Below are 15,891 nucleotides of genomic sequence, written 5' to 3' on the forward strand. Positions count from 1 at the left end.
AGAGCAATCTTTCAACAAAATATCTGGTAATTATGGCAGAGAGGTCACACCCGTTCCCATACCGAACACGGAAGTTAAGCTCTTTAGCGCCGATGGTAGTTGGGGGTTTCCCCCTGTGAGAGTAGGACGTTGCCAGGTTATATTGTTCCGCAGTAGCTCAGTGGTAGAGCTATCGGCTGTTAACCGATCGGTCGCAGGTTCGAGTCCTGCCTGCGGAGCCATGCTTCCATAGCTCAGTAGGTAGAGTGCTTCCATGGTAAGGAAGAGGTCACCGGTTCGAGCCCGGTTGGAAGCTTACTAAAAAGTATATGGCCCGTTGGTCAAGCGGTTAAGACACCGCCCTTTCACGGCGGTAACACGGGTTCGAATCCCGTACGGGTCACCATTTACATATGGACAAGCTACCAGGCTTAAAAGAGCGAAGCTCACCGGAAGCCGAAGCAGCGATTATTGCCGTCCAGTGTAAGAGGGTTGGGAGGAGCAAGTAGTGCTAGGAGTCGAAGGAGCGACCACCGGAGCGCACATAAGTGCGTGAGGATGGAAGCTAGTGAAGACGACAGCGCAATACGCCGCTCATCACAAGCCGAAACCTAACCAAACAAAGTAAATGCAAGAGGGTTGGGAGGAGCAAGTAGTGCTAGGAGTCGAAGGAGCGACCACCGGAGCGCACATAAGTGCGTGAGGATGGGAGTGAGTGAAGACGACAGCGCAGTACGCCGCTCATCACAAGCCAAAACTATTGGAGGATTAGCTCAGCTGGGAGAGCATCTGCCTTACAAGCAGAGGGTCGGCGGTTCGATCCCGTCATCCTCCACCATTTATTTTATCGATAGATTTATATATATGCCGGTGTAGCTCAATTGGTAGAGCAACTGACTTGTAATCAGTAGGTTGGGGGTTCAAGTCCTCTTGCCGGCACTGTCTTTTCTTATTGTGGAGGGGTAGCGAAGTGGCTAAACGCGGCGGACTGTAAATCCGCTCCTTAGGGTTCGGCAGTTCGAATCTGCCCCCCTCCACCATTTATCTGTATCATGATGTTTAAAACTGAATGGTTTGGACATGTTAATATAGTACGAATTTGAAATAGGATTTTACATCATTGGGCTATAGCCAAGCGGTAAGGCAACGGACTTTGACTCCGTCATGCGTTGGTTCGAATCCAGCTAGCCCAGCCATCCGAGCCATTAGCTCAGTCGGTAGAGCATCTGACTTTTAATCAGAGGGTCGAAGGTTCGAGTCCTTCATGGCTCACCATTTACATTTTAATATGCGGGTGTGGCGGAATTGGCAGACGCACTAGACTTAGGATCTAGCGCCTTATGGCGTGGGGGTTCGACTCCCTTCACCCGCATCTTACTATTATTTTAACATCCAGGGGCCTTAGCTCAGCTGGGAGAGCGCCTGCCTTGCACGCAGGAGGTCAGCGGTTCGATCCCGCTAGGCTCCACCATTTTCATTTAACTGCTTATTGTCTTTCACATGGTGTAAGGCTTTTTTTGTGCATTCATTTTCCTTGTTCTGTAAGAATTTTCTGTATTTTTATACATAATTTTGTCGAGTTGAGTCATAGGCCTTCTTCTATGTAAAATAGGAGAATAGAGAGTAGAGGAGGAAGACAGATGGCTGCGGAAAAAATCAATATCATTGGGGTACCGATGGATTTGGGACAAACAAGACGAGGAGTGGACATGGGCCCAAGTGCCATCCGGTATGCAGGCGTTGTAGAACGGCTGGAAAATCTCCATTTCACGATTGAAGACAGCGGAGATATAAAAATCGGCAAAAGGGAAAAAGCTATGGAAGAACCTTTATATAATTTGAAAAATTTGAAAGCGGTATCAGAAGCCAGTGAACTGCTGGCATCCAAGGTAGACGAAGTGATTAAAACCGGGGCTTTTCCTTTAGTACTAGGCGGAGATCACAGTATCGCGATTGGGACTCTTGCCGGACTGGCGAAAAATTATAAAAATCTCGGTGTTATCTGGTATGACGCACACGGGGACTTAAATACAGCGGATACTTCGCCTTCAGGAAACATTCATGGCATGCCTCTTGCGGCAAGTCTGGGAATAGGCGATGAATCTTTAACAGGCATTGCCGGGTTTTCTCCAAAGATTAAGCCTGAGAATGTGGTGATCATCGGTGCCCGTTCCCTTGATGAAGGGGAAAGGGAACTGATCAAAGAAAAGGGAATCCGCGTTTACACCATGCATGAGGTCGACCGTCTTGGAATGACCCGTATTATGGAAGAAACCATTGAATATCTGAAAGACCGGACGGACGGCGTCCATTTGTCGCTGGACCTTGATGGGCTGGATCCGCATGACGCACCGGGTGTAGGAACACCTGTAATTGGCGGGATCAGCTATCGTGAAAGTCATTTAGCTATGGAAATGCTGGCTGAATCTGAAATGATAACGTCTGCTGAATTTGTAGAAGTTAACCCGATTCTGGATGAGAGAAACAAGACAGCATCTGTTGCTGTAGCCTTAATGGGGTCCCTGTTTGGAGAAAAGCTTTTATGACGATTATGCCCGCTTGATTCAATCAAGCGGGCATTTTGTGTCCTTCACATTGGATGCTCCCATACTCTTTTGATATCAGGAATGGAGCCTTCAAATTCCAATAAGTATAGATCAGGATTTGAGAGAGCTTTCCACTGCTCAAAACCGTAAGATTCATCGTAATGATTCAGAATCAAGGAAATCAGGTTTCCATGAGAGACGATGGCTGCTGTCTGATAAGAGCTATCCAGAAAAGACTGAATCACCTCTAATCCTCTTGAGGCTGCAGCCATACTTGATTCACCGCCTTCAAAGACAAGCGTTTTATCCTCAAAAGTTTGAGAAAGTTTGTCTATCCAATCCTGCAGGTTTTTTATAGAGAGAATTCTCTCAGCGAGTCTTTGATCCAGTATGACGTCCAAATTGCATGCCCGCGAAATCGGGAGGACAGAATCTATTGCCCGCTTAAACGGACTTGAGTAGATCACATCAATGCTTTTGCCGGCTAAAAACGCAGCCAAGGAAGCTGCCTGTGCTCTTCCTTCCTGTGTTAATGGAGCTTCTAAATCCTGTCCGCTTGCTTTACAATGACGTATTAAATAGATCTTTTTTTTCATGCTTTCCCCCTGTATATTATTATCCTCGCGATCTTCCAACTTTTCCAACTTATTTCCCCGAATATGTGTAACTTACCATCTACATATTGGAAAAAATTTGTTAAACTGATTTTATGTGAAAAAATGAAACCTTTTGGTCTTTAGAACGTATTCCTACAGACCCGTGAAAGAGAAGAGGGTAATATAGATGGAGACTATGGTAAAGAAAAGGATAAGAGAGGTTATAAAAGGAGATCAAAATGCTTTTGCAGAAATTGTTGATCTCTATAAAGATAAGATCTATCAATTGTGCTACAGAATGCTTGGAAATGCCCACGAGGCTGAAGATATAGCTCAGGAAGCATTTATAAGGGCATATGTAAACATTCACCGATATGATCTGGACAAAAAGTTTTCCACTTGGCTCTACCGGATTGCCACGAATCTTTCCATCGACCGCATACGCAAGAAGAAGCCTGATTATTATTTAGATGCAGAAATAGCAGGGACAGAGGGGCTAACTATGTATTCACAGGTTGCTGCAGACATTGCCCTTCCTGAAGAAGAAGTGGAGACGCTTGAGCTGCAGGAAACGATTCAAAAGGAAATTTTAAAGCTTCCGGATAAGTATCGCAGTGTAATCGTGCTTAAGTATATCGACGAGCTTTCCATTATTGAAATCAGCGAAATATTGGAGATTCCGAATGGCACGGTTAAAACCAGGATACACAGAGGAAGGGAAGCACTCAGAAAACAGCTGAGGCATTTATAAAGTGGGGTGTAATAAAAATGGCATGTGCTGAACATATTGTGTCATTGATGCATAAATATCTCGATCACGAGACGAATCACCAGGAAGAAACAGAATTAAGAGGGCATCTAAAGGAATGTGAAGCGTGTAAAGTTCACTTTCAGGAGCTCAAAAAAACGATTGCGCTTGTACAAAGCACATCGCATGTTGCCGTTTCGGATGATTTTACGGCACGGGTTATGGCCGATCTGCCGAAGGAAAAAAGACGAATTGGCGCTGGCAGATGGTTTAAGGCACATCCGCTGTTAATGGCGGCCTCTTTATTTGTTATCATGATGAGCGGAAGTCTTGTATCGGCATGGTCAAGTGATCATCAATTCAGCGTAACGAAAAATCCTAAACTTATTGTTCAAAATAACACGGTCACTGTACCTGAGGGAGAAGTAGTAGAGGGCGATATAACGGTCCGAAACGGAACGCTTCAAGTTGACGGTAAGGTAAACGGAAATGTAACGGTCATTAACGGGGAAGAATACACCGCGGCGGCAGGCGAAGTGACTGGGGATATCAGTGAAGTCAACGAGCTGTTTGACTGGCTCTGGTATAAAATGAAATCCTTCGGCAGCGAAGTGGTCGATGTGTTTCAATAGGTGGCAGGAGTTTTTTTCCCAATCCTTCAATAGAAGGGGATAAAATCAGATATACTAATGCAAAGGTCATCTTTTAGGGTGGCCTTTTGGTTTCTTTATTTACTAAAAAAATTTTGTGCTATAATGGGGTAGTTGATAACAGCACCGGATGCCTTTTATAGCTGCTGACAGAGGCTCGGGATATACATATAGGTGCGATCTGTCCTAGTCTTGCGGGACTCTGTGAATTTTACAATTTTATTGAACTTGATGGAGGAAACAAGTATGGCATTTGAAGACATATCTGTACTTAGGTACTTAGGCACTGCCATTGATATTCTCCTAGTTTGGTTCGTTATATATAAACTGATTATGGTAATTAGAGGAACAAAAGCCGTCCAGCTTCTTAAGGGTATTATTGTGATTCTGCTGGTAAAAACAATAAGCGGATTTTTGGGACTCAATACAATCTTCTGGTTAATGGATCAAGCTATATCATGGGGATTTATCGCAATCATTGTCATTTTTCAGCCGGAACTGAGAAGAGCGCTGGAACAGCTCGGACGTGGAAGACTGTTCTCGAAGAGTGCTTTTCCTGAAGAGGATGAACGGGTTAAACTGACAGACGATATAACCAAAGCTACTTCCTATATGGCGAAACGCCGTATTGGTGCACTCATGACGATTGAGCGGGAAACAGGAATGGGCGATTATATAGAAACGGGAATTCCTATGAATGCCAATGTTTCATCTGAACTGCTAATCAATGTGTTCATTCCTAATACCCCGCTTCATGATGGAGCTGTCATTATAAGAGGAAGCCAAATTGCAGCTGCAGCCTGCTATCTTCCGCTATCCGAAAGTCCGCTCATTTCAAAGGAACTTGGAACGAGACACCGGGCAGCTGTTGGAATCAGTGAGGTTACAGACAGTATAACAATCATTGTTTCTGAAGAAACCGGCAGTATTTCGGTAGCGCGAAATGGCGAGCTGCACAGAAATCTGGATGAGGATGCACTGAAAAACATTCTATCTTCTAACAACCGGCAGGGCCGAGCACGTTCTGCTTCCTCAAGCCGCTGGCAATGGAGGGGGAAGAAGAATGGATAAATTGATGAATAATACATGGTTTATGAGAATTATCGCTCTTTTAATTGCGCTGATGATTTATCTATCCGTGAATCCGGACTCTTCCAGAAACGCGAACCAGGTTAGCGAAAACCAACCGCAGAGCAGTCAGATTTTCCCGAAACCGCCAGGGACGAAGAAAACGGATCAGCCGGCTCCAAATGAATCATCTGCAACCATTGAAAATGTTGAACTGAAAGCAGAAACAGGCAACGAAAATTATGTGGTTTCAGGACTGCCGGATACCGTTTCAGTTGATATTTCAGGTCCATCCAGTCAGGTCACAATTGCGAAACAGCGCAGAAATGTTGAGGTTTATGCAGATTTGACAGGATTCGAACCTGGGGAGCATGAAGTAGAGTTGAAATACAGAAACCTTGACAGTTCTTTAAAAGTAGGAATTGATCCAGGTTCTGTAAAAGTGAAGATTGATGAAAAAACGACAAAAGAGTTTCCAGTAGAAGCTTCTTTTATAAATGAGGAACAGATTGCAGAAGGCTATAAGCCTGGTGATCCTGTTCTGAACCCAAAAACAGTTAAGGTAACGGCCTCTAAAGAGGTAATCAAGCAAATTTCATATGTAAGAGCCAGGGTGAACCTGCAGGGTGCAGATCAAGATTTAAAACAGCAGGCTCAAGTCATCGTATATGATAAGGCCGGCAATATCCTGCCGGTTCAAGCGTCGCCTGGAACCATTGAGGTGACCGTTCCAATTCAGAGTCCAAGCAAAACACTGCCTGTGAAGCTGAATCAGACTGGGGAACCGCCTGAGGGAGTGACCATTCGCTCGATCAGCATTTCTCCAAGCGAGGTGACGGCATACGGACCTCAAAATATTCTCGAGGGGCTTAAGGAAATAACCGGTCCTGATTTGGATTTAAGCAAGATCAAAGATGACAGTGTGGTTGAATTGGGTCTTCCGCTGCCGGAAGGAGTAAAAGAACTTTCAGAGCAGAAGGTCCAAGTAAAAATAGATGTAGATAAAGAAGGGGAAAAAGTGCTGAAAGGCATCCCTATTGAAACGGCGGGACTGGATGAAGGAAAGTCGATTGAATACCTTGATCCATCGGCACAAGCATTTGATATTACGGTAACCGGACTGGAAGAACAGCTGAAAAAGATATCTTCAAAAGATTTTCAGCTGCTGGTCAATGCATCCGGCCTGGAGGATGGGGAGCAAACAATTAAGGTTGAGGTAAAGGGACCGAATGATGTGAAATGGTCATTACCCCAAGAAGAAGCAACAATTCGAATTTCGGGAACTCAATCTTGAGGAACAGAAAAAAGGAGCGATTCTAACATGGGTAAGTATTTTGGAACAGATGGAGTAAGAGGAGTGGCCAACAGCGAGCTAACGCCGGAACTGGCTTTTAAAATCGGCCGTTTTGGCGGATACGTCCTTACTAAGGATAAAGATCGTCCAAAGGTATTGATTGGCCGTGATACGCGCGTATCCGGACATATGCTGGAAGGAGCGCTTGTTGCCGGACTTCTTTCCATCGGAGCAGAGGTAATGCGTTTAGGCGTAATTTCTACTCCAGGTGTTTCTTATTTAACCAAAGCTTTAGGAGCTCAGGCAGGTGTTATGATTTCTGCCTCTCACAATCCGGTTCAGGACAACGGAATCAAGTTTTTTGGACCTGACGGATTTAAGCTTGTAGATGAACAGGAGCTTGAAATAGAAGGGCTGATGGATCAGGCTGAAGATCACCTTCCAAGACCCGTCGGAGCCGATCTTGGACAGGTTAACGACTATTTCGAAGGCGGTCAGAAGTACCTGCAATTCCTTAAACAGACAGTTGATGAAGAATTTTCCGGCATTCACGTAGCTCTTGATTGCGCACATGGTGCAACCTCTTCTCTTGCCACTCACTTGTTCGCCGATCTTGAAGCGGACGTTTCGACTATGGGTACTTCTCCAAATGGACTGAACATAAACGATCGCGTAGGATCTACACACCCTGAAGCTATGGCTGCTTTTGTCCTGGAAAAAGGCGCTGATATCGGACTTGCATTCGATGGAGACGGAGACCGTTTAATTGCAGTAGATGAAAAAGGAAATATCGTAGATGGCGATCAGATCATGTTTATCTGTGCCAAATACTTGAAAGATCAAGGACAGCTGAATCAGGATACAGTTGTATCAACGGTTATGAGCAACCTTGGTTTCTATAAAGGGCTTGAAGCAGCAGCAATTCAAAGTATCCAAACAGCTGTAGGCGATCGTTATGTAGTAGAAGAAATGAAGAAGAATCAGTATAACTTGGGCGGAGAGCAATCAGGCCATATTATCTTCCTTGACTACAACACGACAGGTGACGGTCTTCTCACAGCAATTCAGTTAGTGAATATTTTGAAAGCAACAGGCAAAACCCTTTCTGAACTGGCTGAAGAAATGACGAAATTCCCTCAGCTTCTGATCAATGTCAGGGTATCAGACAAGCATCACGTAACGGATAATGCTAAAGTGAAAGCAGTCATTGAAGAAGTAGAAAAAGAAATGGCTGGAAACGGAAGAATTCTTGTACGTCCTTCCGGAACAGAGCCTCTAGTCCGCGTAATGGCAGAAGCACCGACTGAAGAGCTTTGCCGTCAATACGTAGAGCGCATCGTAGCCGTTGTTAAAGACGAAATGGGTATCGAATAACCTACATAGAATTCGAGGGAAACGGGGCCTTAATGGCCTCGTTTTTCGTTTATTCACCTTTTCTTATGTGATGATTTGAGCATTTAAATTTTCTTTCTTGCTGTGATGATTTTCCCTTGTAAAGGAAAAAAGAAGTATTGAAAATCCATCTATTTTTCAAAAATAGGTTAGAAAACCTCTCAAACAGGGTAAAAGTCATGTTGCATCTGTCCTTAACAAGACATCCTTTAGCAACATATACTAAAGGGGTCGGGGGGTAAAGAGCAAGCCGTGGGGAAATATTAGGATTGACGGTTTTCTCCGATGTATTGTAATATAAACCTTGTGTTTCGCTTTATGAACCCGGGCAATGAGTAAAGTGAAATACAGAGCAGCACAAAGCGCCTGAACTAAGCACGGACGACCCATCGCTTAGTTGACGAGGAGGAGGTTTATCGATGAATCGGCGGATACCTCCCGGCTGTACGATAGCAGCCGCAAGTCTTTCTTTAAAACAGCGGGGCAACCTGCTGGACAAAGAGAGGGACACTAATCGAATCCTATAGAATAAAACATCTAACATGTGTGAGGGGACAGTGAAGGTCCCCAAAGTTGCGGCATTCCTGTCCCCTTCGCAGAAGCGGGAGGAAAACGATTATGTGTGGTATTGTAGGTTACATTGGACTGAATGACTCGAAAGAAATTTTGCTTAAAGGTTTGGAAAAGCTTGAGTACCGCGGATACGATTCTGCTGGTATCGCTTTATCCGGCGAAGAAGGCGTAACAGTCTTCAAAGAAAAAGGACGCATCGCAGATCTTCGTTCCATCGTGGATTCAAGTGTGATTGCACCGGTTGGAATCGGTCACACGCGCTGGGCTACACATGGTGAACCAAGCCGTGTAAATGCGCATCCGCATCAAAGTGCATCTTCACGTCTGACTTTGGTTCATAACGGAGTTATCGAAAACTACGTACAGCTTAAAAAAGATTACCTTCAGGATGTTGAACTTCAAAGTGAAACAGACACTGAGGTAGTCGTACAGGTTATCGAAAAAATGATGGAAAAAGGCGCTGGCGTAGAAGAAGCTTTCCGTCAAACTCTTTCCATCCTAAAAGGATCTTACGCTATCGGATTGCTTGATAATCAAGATCCAAATACAATTTATGTAGCAAAAAACAAAAGCCCGCTTCTAGTTGGACTTGGAGAAGACTTCAATGTCATTGCTTCTGATGCAATGGCAATGCTTCAAGTGACGAACCAGTATGTTGAGCTTATGGATAAAGAAATGGTTATCGTGACTCGTGAACAGGCAGTCATTAAAACACTGACTGGAGAAGTCGTTGAACGTGCTCCTTACACAGCAGAAATCGATGCAAGCGATATTGAAAAAGGAACATACCCTCACTACATGTTGAAAGAAACCGACGAGCAGCCGCTTGTATTGCGGAAAATCGTTCAAAAATATCAAAACGAAGACGGCAAGCTGACAATCGATCAAAACATCGTTGATGCGATCGACGAAGCTGACCGTATTTATATTGTGGCATGCGGAACAAGCTACCATGCAGGTCTTGTTGGGAAACAGTTCATTGAAAGATGGGCAAAAACACCAGTAGAAGTGCACGTGGCAAGCGAATTCTCTTACAACATGCCTTTGCTTTCCGAAAAGCCGCTATTCCTTTTCATCTCCCAAAGCGGAGAAACAGCGGACAGCCGTGCCGTTCTTGTTCAAATTAAAGAACTTGGCTACAAAGCATTGACGCTTACAAACGTACAAGGCTCCACGCTTTCCCGTGAAGCTGATTTCACCCTTCTTCTTCATGCAGGCCCTGAAATCGCAGTAGCTTCTACAAAAGCGTATACAGCCCAGCTGGCGGTTCTAGCCATCACAGCTGCTGTAACAGCAGAAATGAAAGGCCACGAACTTGAGCTGGATTTAGTGAAAGAGCTTGGTATCGCTGCAAACGCAATGGAAGCCCTTTGCGACCAAAAAGAAGAGATGGAGTACATCGCACGCGAGTACCTGTCTACAACACGCAACGCCTTCTTCATCGGCCGTGCGGTTGACTACTATGTAGGCCTTGAAGGCGCATTGAAACTGAAAGAAATCTCTTACATCCAGGCAGAAGGATTTGCCGGAGGAGAGCTTAAACACGGAACGATCGCATTGATCGAACAAGGCACACCTGTTATCGCTCTAGCTACACAAGAACACGTTAACTTGAGCATCCGCGGAAATGTGAAGGAAGTTGCTGCCCGTGGAGCAAACCCTTGCATCATTTCCGGAAAAGGACTTGAGCAGGAAGACGACCGTTTCGTCCTTCCAGAAGTACACGAAGCCCTTTCACCGCTTGCTTCTGTTATTCCGCTTCAGCTAATTGCTTACTATGCTGCTCTGCATAGAGGCTGTGACGTGGATAAGCCGCGTAATTTGGCGAAGAGTGTGACGGTTGAATAAAAAGAGGTTCTAAAAAATCCTGTTGTATTTACGCAACAGGGTTTTTTTAGTATATTCCCCGACTGGATTTATTTGGAACGGGAGGCAGTCTCTTATTGGGCTGTCTTTTTTAGATTGTGTTAGAATAGTTTAGATATAAGCTGCCTGCTTTCTGATAGCTATTTGCAGGGGAGGTCCCATAATTACAATGAAAATGATAAAAACCATCCTATTTGCCTCAATCGGTGCGATCGCTCTCCTAATTGGAATCGCAGGAACCTTCCTTCCTGTTCTGCCAGGAGGTCCTTTTTACTTAATCGCGGCCTTTTGCTTTGCGAAAAGTTCAAAGAGGATCGATAATTGGTTCAAGAGCACCTGGATCTATAAAAAATATGTTTTGGCATTCCTGCAGAAAAAAGGGATGAGCCGAACGGAGAAAATCAGAATTAATGTGATAGCGGATATTTTTATTTTGGCCTCTGTGCTATATGTAGATATTTTGTTAGTGAGAATCTTGCTGATTCTTCTTGCTTTATATAAGCATTATTATTTTATATATAAAATTAAGACGATCCACCTGGAGGATGCTGAGGCTTCAAAGAAGTCCAAATCCATGTAAAATTCTCAGTGAATAAGGCTTGCTATGCTGGCAGTAAACGTTAGAACAACATTGGGTAACCATGGTGTTTAAACATATAATTCGCAAAAAGTAAGCGTCCCTAATAGTGTTTCACGAGGATTGGGTTTCAATGCCTGCAGTTTTAAGCTTTTTTGACGCTTATAATTTACGGCAAAAGACATAAGCTATAAAAGATATTCCTCCGAATATCAAGGCACTAGATCCTAACTACGAGGTGATTAGCGAATGAGTTACCGAGAACAGTTAGACCAGCATTCAGCCCAGTTTCATCATAATTGGACAAGGCCAAAGCGTTCAAAATCGCAAGTGTGCGGTCATACCGAGATGTCGCAGACCAACATCATTCTGCGCAGTAATGCCAAAGCCCATCGCTGGTAAGGAAATAGCGTTAAGGTAGAAGGATAGGAATTCAGCAAGACAGAAGAAGGCCTGGAGTTAATCCAGGTCTTCTTTTTGTTAGCCCTTCTTTTTTAAAACTGCTGTTATAATGAAAAGAACAAAAGCAAAGTGAGGAGGTTGTTTTTTTTGCTGCGTGCATGTCTCAGAGTGGAGGAAGGGCACGGTTTTGCTCAGGGCGCCTTCATCCCGTTTAAGCGAAACAGAATGCTGATTGGACGGTCGTCTGAAGGAAATCATCTGGACGTGCATTTTTCCAATCCGTACATATCCAGAAAACATGCGGTCATTCAATGCGAAAATGGAACCTATACCATTACCAACTTAAAGAGTAAGCACGGTGTAGAAGTGAACGGTCTTTCCCTGGAGCCGCTTCAGCAGATTCCGCTGGGGGATCAGGACTTCATCTCCCTTGCGAAAGGGGCAGTAAAGCTGACCTTTATTAATCAGTATGAAGACGAGATTGAAACAACAAAGGACCTGATTTGCCCTGAACGGCAGGTGTTTAAGATTTGCAAAGAAAAGCGCTTAGTGCTGATCCAGGGGCAACCGCTGCGGCTGAACGGAAAGTATATGGAGCTGCTGCTTTTCCTGGAGGAACATTGTAATAAAGTGGTCAGTTACGATGAAATAAAAAAACGAATTTGGCCTGAAAGATTTTCCGATAACAGCGGGATGCTTCATGAGGTCGGGCAGGAAGAGCTGAGTGCGCTCGTATACCGGCTCCGTAAAAAGCTTGGCAAATCCGGCAAAAAGATTGTTACGGCACCAGGAGCGGGATATATGCTAGAAAAATAATTAACTGAAAATTAAGAACTTTATTAGGTGTATTCTATTTTCCTTCTATGTTTTTATAGATTTCCGGCTGATAGAATGAGGCTGTAAAAACAAAAGAGGAGGAAGAGAAGAATGAAAAAATTAAGAAAGCAAATGATTTTTGCTGCTTTGGCAGCAGCAGTGATTCTGGCAATATGGGTGAAACCTGACGCAGAAGCACTTGCTGGCAAGGAGGAAATCAGAAAGCTTGAGGCAGAAGAGTTTTTTACCTCTCATTCGGGGACATTTGTTCTTCACGATGTGAAAAAAGACCGGACTTTTGTTTTCAACGAAAGTCGTGCAAAGGAAAAAACCGCTCCTGAATCCACATTTAAAGTTCCGAACGCTCTGATTGGCCTTCAAACGAAAGCCGTTGAGGATGAATACGACATCAAATACTGGGACGGAGTGGAAAGGGAGATTCCTGTATGGAATCAGGATCATACCTTAGGTTCTGGGATGAGACATTCGGTGGTGTGGTACTATCAGGCGATGGCCCGGGATATCGGAGAGCAAAGAATGAAAGAGTGGGTAGACAAAATCTCTTATGGTAATAAGGATATCAGCGGTGGAATCGATCAGTTCTGGCTGAACAGCACTCTTAAAATATCACCGCTGGAGCAGACTGAATTTATGGAATCGCTGTATAAGGAAGAACTGCCTTTCGATCAGGCAGTGATGAATACAGTAAAACGGATGATGGTTCAGGAAGAAGGAAATCATTACACGATTTATGCGAAAACCGGACAGGGGGGCGGAAAGGGATGGTATGTGGGAATCATTGAATCTGGAAAGAGTACCTATACGTTTGCAGCCCATATTGATGGAACATCAGCGGATGCAAAAAAGATAACGAGAGGCATTTTGCAGAAATATAAGCTGATTACGAATTAAATCTATTATTAAAAGCATTTGTAATCGATTGAATCCTGAAAAAGGGTCCGGTTTTTAAGCTGCACCCCAAAAGTTAGAGTGAAAACTAACTTTTGGGGTGTTTTATTTATGGCTAAGTATAGTGACCAATTTAAGTTGATGATAGTAAAGGAATTTCAGGAAGGGCATCTAGGATATATCCTGCTGGCAAATAAACATGGCATGCCTAGTAGTTCACCCATCAAGAGGTGGGTCAAACTCTATGAGAAGTTTGGATTGGAAGGTTTAAGAATGAAACATCATCTCATGTCATCAAGCTTCGGAATTTCTTCCCTTCAAGCAATGCCAGGGGAATCCATAAAGGGAAGCAGATGGCGCTCTCTATGCAGCCAAAAGAAATGGAAGAAATTGCGTTAAAATTTATGAGCAGGCAATTTGAGCGGCCAATTTAATTTATGGCTTCCTGTCTGCTCATGAGCCTTTTTCCAAATAAAAAAACCTGATCATGATGGATCAGGCCGTATCAGGTATCTTAATTTTTTGCTGCAGATGTATCATCATTGCTTGAAAGAACCGTATCTTTTTCTTCATCTTCATCATCATCATCAGATGCACTGCTGTTTTTTTCACGGCCCGTGTATTCTTCTTCGTCCTCGTCTTCATCTTCATCTTCATCTTCGTACTTGCTCATTTTTGCTTCAAGCTCTTTCATTTGCTCCTGCAGTCTCTTCTTTTCTTCTTTTAATGAATTGTAATCTTCGTTGTCCTCATCAGAATCGTAGCTGTTATCATCCTGAACATCTGTGTTTTCCTCATATTCACTGTCATCGTACTCTTCATCCTCAGAGCTCAATTCCTGTTCATCTTCATTCTCGGGGAATTCATTATCCTCTTTTTTGCGTTTTTTCATGAAATTTAGTTTGCCGATGGCCTTTTTGGATTTTTCTCCAACGCCTTTGAAACGGTCAAGCTTGCTTGTCACATCTTCCATGTCTGCGTCGATGCCTGCGTTCTTAAGTGCTTCATTTCCCATAAGGGACAGAAGTTTTTTGCTGCGTTCAGGTGTGGCAAAATAGCCGACTGTTGCTCCTAAGATTCCTCCGGCCACTGTCCGTTTCACCGTACCGCCCTTGAACATATCTTTTGCAAGTTTTGATTTATTCATTGTTTTTCGCCTCCGTAAGCTATTAGGTAATCATTTATTCAAAAGAGAAGGTCTTTTTCCAAGATCTCTTAAAACGAAACTTCATCCTGATTTGTCACGATTAATAGTACTTTTCCTTTATCCAATTCTTCTTCCAGCTCCTCGGCCTTTTTTGTGTCAAAGCCGATTTTTTGCATCTTAACGACGAGTTTGTCGTCTTTGCTTCTGAATATATTTTTTGTAGCCGTTCCAAGACCGGTCACCTTTACGCCTACCTTATTGGCGTCTGTTTCCTTTCTTGAACGTCTTACATGGTCATTGTCATGGGAAAGGATATAAATATCCTCATCGCGCACCCCGTCTTTGCGAATTTTATCAATGGATTCTTTTAAATGTTCGTCATTATGGAATAACTTGAATTTCGGACTCATATATATCGCCTCCTGAAAAAGAGTTTCCCCAATGCCCGGAACATAAACCCATAAAAGAGGTATTCCCAATACTTTAATAAAATATGAGTGAATAGTCCTTTGTCTTACCAGGAATATACTGTAAATTCAGGAAGATTTAGCAGAAGCAGAAAAAAGACTGCACGAAGGCAGTCTTTTTTTGAACAAGTTCTATCTGGCACCCCAATAATGAGGCGGCTGAAAATAGTCAATAGAAGCATTCGGCTGCAGCGCCGGGGGAGTTCTTTCCTCACCTGTACAGTCTTCATAAGGTCCGATGTACGTACTGGGCTTGACGGGCTCTGTTACCTGCTTCCATTCGTTTTCGCTGATGCAATACGTTTGAGACATGATGCTTGCCGGAGTGAATTTCAGGATGTCGGAGCCGAGCACCACTTCGGGGTTCGATGCATTAAAGATGGCAAGAAGATGTGTGTTATCCTCTATAGCTTGTTCATAGTGCCACCATCCTTGGGGGACATTAGCGACCTGCTGGGGGGAGATTCGATAGGTAAGGAGCTGTTTTGTAAAGGGGTTTAAAATGGAAACGTCAGCAGAGCCTGATATGCAGTAGACGAGTTCCGCTGCATTTTGGTGGTAGTGCGGTTCTACGAGGTTCCCTTTGCTTAAGAAGATATCAAGCAGGGACGTCTTAACGGTGTTCAGCTGTTTAGATCCCATAATTGTAATGTAATTTTCGTCGTTCTTTTTAAACAGGAAGCTATTGCGCATGTCGAACGCAAACTGCGGTGAAGCCTGGCTCTCGTACATAATCTGTTCCCTCCTGACAAAACCACTCTGAAGACAGAATATGTACATTCGCCCAGATTGGTTCCTGAACAAAAGTTTTGACACGCTATTCTGCGACAAAGTCATATTTCCTATTCGTTGAGTGGAAGC

The 15,891-nt window shown here is 43.8% G+C and carries 16 protein-coding genes, 10 tRNA genes, 1 rRNA gene and 1 pseudogene; 24 read left to right on the plus strand and 4 right to left on the minus strand.

Annotation, left to right across the window (positions count from 1 at the left end; all coding sequences use genetic code 11):
• Positions 1 to 22: 22 nt before the first annotated feature.
• The 12 genes from rrf (at position 23) to rocF (ending at position 2,525) form a co-directional block, all read left to right on the plus strand.
• Positions 23 to 138: ribosomal RNA gene (rrf, locus tag J9317_RS00985) — 5S ribosomal RNA — on the plus strand.
• Positions 139 to 146: 8 nt separating this feature from the next.
• A tRNA-Asn gene (locus J9317_RS00990) sits at positions 147 to 221 on the plus strand.
• Position 222: 1 nt separating this feature from the next.
• Positions 223 to 295, plus strand: a tRNA-Thr gene (locus tag J9317_RS00995).
• Positions 296 to 310: 15 nt separating this feature from the next.
• Positions 311 to 385 (plus strand) — tRNA-Glu (locus J9317_RS01000).
• 356 nt (positions 386 to 741) lie between these two features.
• Positions 742 to 817, plus strand: a tRNA-Val gene (locus J9317_RS01005).
• 28 nt (positions 818 to 845) lie between these two features.
• Positions 846 to 918, plus strand: a tRNA-Thr gene (locus J9317_RS01010).
• A 17-nt stretch (positions 919 to 935) separates the two neighbouring features.
• Positions 936 to 1,019 (plus strand) — tRNA-Tyr (locus J9317_RS01015).
• Positions 1,020 to 1,100: 81 nt separating this feature from the next.
• A tRNA-Gln gene (locus J9317_RS01020) sits at positions 1,101 to 1,175 on the plus strand.
• A 3-nt stretch (positions 1,176 to 1,178) separates the two neighbouring features.
• A tRNA-Lys gene (locus tag J9317_RS01025) sits at positions 1,179 to 1,254 on the plus strand.
• A 15-nt stretch (positions 1,255 to 1,269) separates the two neighbouring features.
• Positions 1,270 to 1,351: transfer RNA gene (locus J9317_RS01030), tRNA-Leu, on the plus strand.
• A 23-nt stretch (positions 1,352 to 1,374) separates the two neighbouring features.
• Positions 1,375 to 1,450, plus strand: a tRNA-Ala gene (locus J9317_RS01035).
• Between the two features lie 169 nt (positions 1,451 to 1,619).
• On the plus strand, positions 1,620 to 2,525 hold the full coding sequence (rocF, locus tag J9317_RS01040; RefSeq protein WP_211555772.1) for an arginase: 906 nt from the start codon (positions 1,620 to 1,622) through the stop codon (positions 2,523 to 2,525).
• 44 nt (positions 2,526 to 2,569) lie between these two features.
• On the opposite strand, the gene J9317_RS01045 is transcribed toward rocF, so the two are convergent.
• Positions 2,570 to 3,121 carry a histidine phosphatase family protein gene (locus tag J9317_RS01045; RefSeq protein WP_211555774.1) on the minus strand — a complete coding sequence of 184 codons (552 nt, stop codon included), beginning with the start codon at positions 3,119 to 3,121 and terminating at the stop codon, positions 2,570 to 2,572.
• 187 nt (positions 3,122 to 3,308) lie between these two features.
• On the opposite strand from J9317_RS01045, the gene sigW reads away from it, so the two are divergent.
• From sigW to J9317_RS20735, 12 genes and pseudogenes are all read left to right on the plus strand, one after another.
• Positions 3,309 to 3,872: an RNA polymerase sigma factor SigW gene (gene sigW / locus J9317_RS01050; RefSeq protein WP_211555776.1), complete on the plus strand. Its 564-nt coding sequence runs from the start codon at positions 3,309 to 3,311 to the stop codon at positions 3,870 to 3,872.
• A gap of 17 nt (positions 3,873 to 3,889) precedes the next feature.
• Positions 3,890 to 4,501: an anti-sigma factor family protein gene (locus J9317_RS01055; protein WP_211555777.1), complete on the plus strand. Its 612-nt coding sequence runs from the start codon at positions 3,890 to 3,892 to the stop codon at positions 4,499 to 4,501.
• 264 nt (positions 4,502 to 4,765) lie between these two features.
• A complete protein-coding gene (cdaA, locus tag J9317_RS01060; RefSeq protein WP_211555779.1) occupies positions 4,766 to 5,590 on the plus strand; it encodes a diadenylate cyclase CdaA in 825 nt (274 codons plus the stop codon).
• Entirely contained in the window at positions 5,583 to 6,881 is a 1,299-nt protein-coding gene (locus J9317_RS01065; RefSeq protein WP_211555781.1) for a CdaR family protein, read from the plus strand. The genes cdaA and J9317_RS01065 overlap by 8 nt, the downstream gene beginning before the upstream one ends.
• Before the next feature lie 27 nt (positions 6,882 to 6,908).
• Positions 6,909 to 8,255: a phosphoglucosamine mutase gene (glmM, locus tag J9317_RS01070; RefSeq protein ID WP_211555783.1), complete on the plus strand. Its 1,347-nt coding sequence runs from the start codon at positions 6,909 to 6,911 to the stop codon at positions 8,253 to 8,255.
• Positions 8,256 to 8,891: 636 nt separating this feature from the next.
• A complete protein-coding gene (glmS, locus tag J9317_RS01075; protein ID WP_211555785.1) occupies positions 8,892 to 10,694 on the plus strand; it encodes a glutamine--fructose-6-phosphate transaminase (isomerizing) in 1,803 nt (600 codons plus the stop codon).
• Positions 10,695 to 10,881: 187 nt separating this feature from the next.
• Positions 10,882 to 11,292, plus strand: coding sequence for a YbaN family protein (locus J9317_RS01080; RefSeq protein ID WP_211555786.1), 411 nt, complete (start codon positions 10,882 to 10,884; stop codon positions 11,290 to 11,292).
• Positions 11,293 to 11,538: 246 nt separating this feature from the next.
• The gene (locus J9317_RS01085; RefSeq protein ID WP_211555789.1) at positions 11,539 to 11,691 is read left to right on the plus strand and encodes a YpzG family protein; all 153 of its coding nucleotides are present in this window, start codon (positions 11,539 to 11,541) and stop codon (positions 11,689 to 11,691) included.
• 147 nt (positions 11,692 to 11,838) lie between these two features.
• Positions 11,839 to 12,507, plus strand: a complete 669-nt coding sequence (locus J9317_RS01090) for an FHA domain-containing protein (protein ID WP_211555791.1) — start codon at positions 11,839 to 11,841, stop codon at positions 12,505 to 12,507.
• A gap of 111 nt (positions 12,508 to 12,618) precedes the next feature.
• The gene (blaOXA, locus tag J9317_RS01095; RefSeq protein ID WP_211555793.1) at positions 12,619 to 13,419 is read left to right on the plus strand and encodes a class D beta-lactamase; all 801 of its coding nucleotides are present in this window, start codon (positions 12,619 to 12,621) and stop codon (positions 13,417 to 13,419) included.
• 138 nt (positions 13,420 to 13,557) lie between these two features.
• Positions 13,558 to 13,677 (plus strand): annotated as a pseudogene (locus J9317_RS20965) (transposase); the annotation flags it as partial.
• 12 nt (positions 13,678 to 13,689) lie between these two features.
• Entirely contained in the window at positions 13,690 to 13,815 is a 126-nt protein-coding gene (locus J9317_RS20735; protein WP_284143249.1) for a hypothetical protein, read from the plus strand.
• 115 nt (positions 13,816 to 13,930) lie between these two features.
• Here J9317_RS20735 and gvpT read toward each other — a convergent pair whose 3' ends face one another.
• From gvpT to J9317_RS01115, 3 genes are all read right to left on the minus strand, one after another.
• Positions 13,931 to 14,563, minus strand: coding sequence for a GvpT/GvpP family gas vesicle accessory protein (gene gvpT / locus J9317_RS01105; RefSeq protein ID WP_211555797.1), 633 nt, complete (start codon positions 14,561 to 14,563; stop codon positions 13,931 to 13,933).
• 68 nt (positions 14,564 to 14,631) lie between these two features.
• Entirely contained in the window at positions 14,632 to 14,973 is a 342-nt protein-coding gene (locus J9317_RS01110; protein ID WP_035410116.1) for a YflT domain-containing protein, read from the minus strand.
• Positions 14,974 to 15,162: 189 nt separating this feature from the next.
• On the minus strand, positions 15,163 to 15,762 hold the full coding sequence (locus J9317_RS01115; protein WP_211555799.1) for a cupin domain-containing protein: 600 nt from the start codon (positions 15,760 to 15,762) through the stop codon (positions 15,163 to 15,165).
• Positions 15,763 to 15,891 lie beyond the last annotated feature (129 nt).

It is taken from the genome of Metabacillus flavus (assembly GCF_018283675.1).
Lineage (GTDB): Bacteria > Bacillota > Bacilli > Bacillales > Bacillaceae > Metabacillus_B > Metabacillus_B flavus.